The 4,238-nt window shown below is 55.9% G+C and carries 3 protein-coding genes; all 3 read left to right on the forward strand.

Annotated elements, in window-relative coordinates; all coding sequences use genetic code 11:
- Window positions 1-2,503, forward strand: a 2,503-nt coding sequence (locus tag VNX88_18600; GenBank protein HWY70684.1) for a response regulator, incomplete at its 5' end; no start/stop codon positions are given.
- 78 nt (window positions 2,504-2,581) lie between these two features.
- Window positions 2,582-3,679, forward strand: a complete 1,098-nt coding sequence (locus VNX88_18605) for a response regulator (GenBank protein HWY70685.1) — start codon at window positions 2,582-2,584, stop codon at window positions 3,677-3,679.
- A gap of 35 nt (window positions 3,680-3,714) precedes the next feature.
- Window positions 3,715-4,101 carry a response regulator transcription factor gene (locus VNX88_18610; protein HWY70686.1) on the forward strand — a complete coding sequence of 129 codons (387 nt, stop codon included), beginning with the start codon at window positions 3,715-3,717 and terminating at the stop codon, window positions 4,099-4,101.
- The last annotated feature ends 137 nt before the right edge of the window (window positions 4,102-4,238 follow it).

The following is a 4,238-nucleotide window of genomic DNA, read 5'->3' on the forward strand; positions in this document are numbered from 1 at the left end:
AGGGCAATGCGCCGCCGAAAAACAGCGCATGCTGATTACCGACGTGCCGACAGACGCGATTCCAATCCGCTCTGGATTGTTCCAGTCCGTGCCACGAAGCATCATCGTGCTTCCCATCTTGTTCGAGGACCGTGTAAAAGCTGTGATCGAACTTGCTTCGCTGCGCATATTCACGGCTTCTCACCTCGCGTTCCTCGACCAGTTGACTTCCAGCATCGGCATCGTGCTCAACAGTATTGAGGCCACGATGCAGACGGAAGGCCTGCTGAAGCAATCTCAGCAATTGGCCACCGAACTCCAGACGCAGCAGACCGAGTTGCAGCAGACTAACGAGCAGCTTGCGCAAAAGGCGCAGCAGTTGGCCGAACAGAACGTCGAAGTAGAACGCAAGAATCAAGAAATCGAACAGGCCCGCCGCGCCGTGGAAGAAAAAGCCAAGGAGCTGGCGCTCACGTCCAAGTACAAGTCAGAGTTCCTCGCCAACATGTCTCACGAGTTACGCACTCCCCTCAATAGCATCCTGGTCCTTGGCCAGCAGCTGGCTGACAATCCGGATAAGAACTTGACGACGAAGCAGGTGGAGTTCGCGCGCACGATTCACGGAGCGGGTACCGATCTTCTGAACTTGATTACGGACATTCTGGACCTGTCGAAGATCGAATCGGGCACCGTGTCGGTACAGGCGGAGGAGGTGTTCTTCGCCAGCTTGCTCGACATGATCGCTCGCCCGTTCCGTCACGAAGCAGAAAACCGGCGGCTGAACTTCGAAGTGAAGATGGATCCGAATCTGACCCGCAGCCTGGTCACCGATTCGAAGCGTCTGCAGCAGGTGCTGAAGAATCTGCTCTCCAACGCTTTCAAATTTACGGAAAAAGGCGGTGTGAGACTTTCCGTGTTTGCGGCCGACATGGGCTGGAGCGAGGGTCATCCGGTCCTCGGAAGATCAGCCTCGGTTGTCGCGTTCGAAGTCACCGACACGGGCATCGGAATTCCGCCCGAAAAGCAGCGCATCATCTTTGAGGCCTTCCAACAGGCGGACGCGGGCACGAGCCGCAAGTACGGCGGCACGGGCCTGGGCCTGGCGATTAGCCGCGAACTCGCGGGCCTCTTGGGTGGCGAAATTCAGCTTCGCAGCACACCGGATGAAGGCAGCACATTCACGCTTTATCTGCCTCAAACCTATGTAGGTCCTTCGACGGGTGCTGCCAGCGCGGACGCTAAGGCGTCCGTGACGACCACAACGGCCGGGCAACTGGCCACTGCTGTGGCTTCGAAGCGTGCCATCGAGCAAATCACGGTCAAAGATGACCGTGAAAACCTGCAGCCGGACGATGCGACTCTCTTGATCGTCGAAGATGACCCGTATTTTGCGACCGTGCTATGTGACCTGGCTCGCGAAAAAGGATTCAAAGTCCTGGTGGCCACTCGTGGTGCGGAAGCGTTGGCTCTCGCTCAAGAATTTCATCCGACGGCCGTCTCTCTCGATGTCTTTTTGCCAGACATGCTGGGCTGGACGGTGCTCAATCATCTGAAGCAGGATCCGAGCACGCGGCATATTCCGATTCAGATGTTGACGCTCGATGAAGATAGGCAGCACGGCCTGGCGCGCGGAGCATTTTCCTATGTCACCAAACCAGCCACGCCCGAACAGCTTGAAATGGCGTTGTCGCGCATAAAAGAGTACACAACGCCTCGACGCAAGAGGCTTCTGGTGGTGGAAGACAATCCCGCCGAGCAGCTCAGCATTCGAGAGCTTCTAGGTTACGAGGACATTGATGTGGAGCTGGCGGCGACAGGTTCTGAGGCGCTTGCAGCGCTCGACGACCAACCCTTTGATTGCGTGGTGCTCGATCTTCGCCTGCCAGACATGTCGGGATTCGAAATTTTGGAGCGCTTCCGCGATACGCCGATGCTCAGTCACTTGCCGGTTGTGGTCTTCACCGGAAAAGATCTCACACCGGAAGAAGACGCGCGTCTCCATGTGCTGGCGCGGAGTGTGGTTGTGAAAGGCGTCGAATCGCCGGAAAGACTTCTCGACGAAACCGCGCTGTTCCTGCATCGCGTAGTCACCGATTTACCGGCCGAAAAGCAAAAGATGCTCGACCTCCTGCACCATTCCGACGAAGCGCTTGTGGGGAAAAAAGTGTTGGTGGTAGACGACGACGTGCGAAACATTTTCGCGCTCAGTAGCGTACTCGAGCGCCGGGGAATGTCGGTGCTGACGGCGGGCACAGGCCGAGAGGCAATCGCTACGCTCGAGTCCACTTCTGATGTCGCGATCGTTTTGATGGACATCATGATGCCGGACATGGACGGATACGAGACGATGCAGATTATCCGCCGAAATCCTTCGTTCCGGCGACTGCCAATCGTGGCTTTGACGGCGAAAGCCATGAAAGGCGATCGCGAGAAATGTCTCGAAGCTGGTGCGTCAGAATATCTGGCAAAACCGGTGAACACAGAGCAATTGCTCTCGGCATTGCGAATGTGGTTCCATCGCTAGAATGATGTGGCGGTTTGCGAGTTTTGTTTCCAGATCTTGACTTGTGCTAGATTCCGCGCGAGCGAGGTGAGGAAAAGAATGGTTGAGCACCAGAAGGTCAACATTCTCATGGTGGATGACCAGCCGGGTAAGCTGGTCACGTATGAAGCCATACTAAACGAGCTAGACGAGAATCTGATCCAGGCACGTTCCGGAAAAGAGGCGCTTGACCATCTGCTGAAGACGAACGTCGCCGTCGTGTTAATGGACGTCAGCATGCCCGAGCTCGATGGCTTCGAACTCGCCGATATGATCCGCCAGCACCCGCGATTCCAGAATACCGCGATCATTTTCATTTCCGCTGTGCATCTCACGGATATCGACCGCCTCAAAGCCTATCAGCGCGGCGCCGTGGATTACATCGCCGTTCCAATCGTCCCCGAATTGCTGCGCGCAAAAGTGCGCGTCTTTGCCGATCTCCATCGCAAGACTTATCAGCTCGAGATGCTGAACCGCGATTTGCGCACTCTTTCCGCCCGCTTGATCACGACTCAGGATGAGGAACGGCGCCGTATCGCTCGCGATCTCCACGATAGCGTGGGCCCGCTACTCGCAGCGCTCTCGATGAACAATGGTTTGGTTTACCAACAGGCCGACAAGCTGAGCCCTCCAGCGAGCGAAGCCCTGCACCAGAATACTGAACTGATCGAGCAGCTATCCAAGCAAACGCGCACGATTTCGCACCTGCTGCATCCACCTCTACTCGACGAAATTGGCCTCTTGCCGGCAATCCGAATGTTCGCGGAAGGATTTGGGGAGCGTAGCAAAGTGAAAGTCACGGTTGATCTTTCCCCGGAAATTGGAAGGCTTCCTCCGACAGTGGAGATTTCGATTTTCCGGATTGTTCAGGAATGCCTTACTAACGTATATCGCCACTCCGGGAGCAAGACCGCTGTGATTCGGATCATGCCTACTCGTGACAAATCACTTAGCGTACAGGTGTGCGATGAAGGCAAGGGCATACCGCTCGACCACCGCGCTTCAATGTTGGTAGGCAACAATCACGGTGTGGGTTTGAGCGGGATGCGGGAACGCGTGAGGGAGCTGGGCGGCACCCTTGACATTCAATCCAATGGAAGCGGAACGACCGTCACAGCACTACTTCCAGTAACGAGCATGGCGGTGATCGGCGCGTGATCTCAAAAACCAGCGAAGGTGGCACAAGGATTCGGATGCGAACGCGGTTCCTGATTGTAGACGATAGTGAGTTGGTGCGACGTTCTCTGCGCACGGTTTTGCAAGCCAATCCGGATTGGGAAATTTGCGGCGAAGCTGCGGACGGCGTTTCTGCTGTGGAAATGTTCAAGGAACTGCGGCCGAACATCGTGATCCTGGATTTTCAAATGCCTGGCATCAATGGAATTGAAACGGCACGCCGAATGGCCGAAATAGCCCCGGCCGTTCCTGTCGTCCTTTTCACGCAACACGCCAGCGCCGACTTGGAAAGACATGCGCACGAAGTAGGCATTCGCTCGGTGGTGTCCAAGACGAATGCCTTTCCGATGGTCGGAATGATCCGAGCGCTCCTAGGGTCAGACCCCGAAATCGGTACGGACTAGGCGGCTGCGCTTCGTCCCGTCAGAAAATGCGCTATGAACAGGACAACGGCGATCACAAGCAGCAAATGGATCGCTCCGAAGGTTACGTGAAACGCGATAAATCCCAGCAACCACAAAACAAGCAATACAGCGGCTAT

Source organism: Terriglobales bacterium (genome assembly GCA_035567895.1).
In the GTDB taxonomy this organism is placed as follows: Bacteria; Acidobacteriota; Terriglobia; order Terriglobales; family Acidobacteriaceae; genus Gp1-AA112.

Excerpts from the sequence above, each read along its gene's own strand:
- VNX88_18605 (HWY70685.1), top strand. The coding sequence starts at position 2,582 with ATGGTTGAGCACCAGAAGGTCAACATTCTCATGGTGGATGACCAGCCG.
- VNX88_18610 (HWY70686.1), top strand. The coding sequence starts at position 3,715 with ATGCGAACGCGGTTCCTGATTGTAGACGATAGTGAGTTGGTGCGACGT.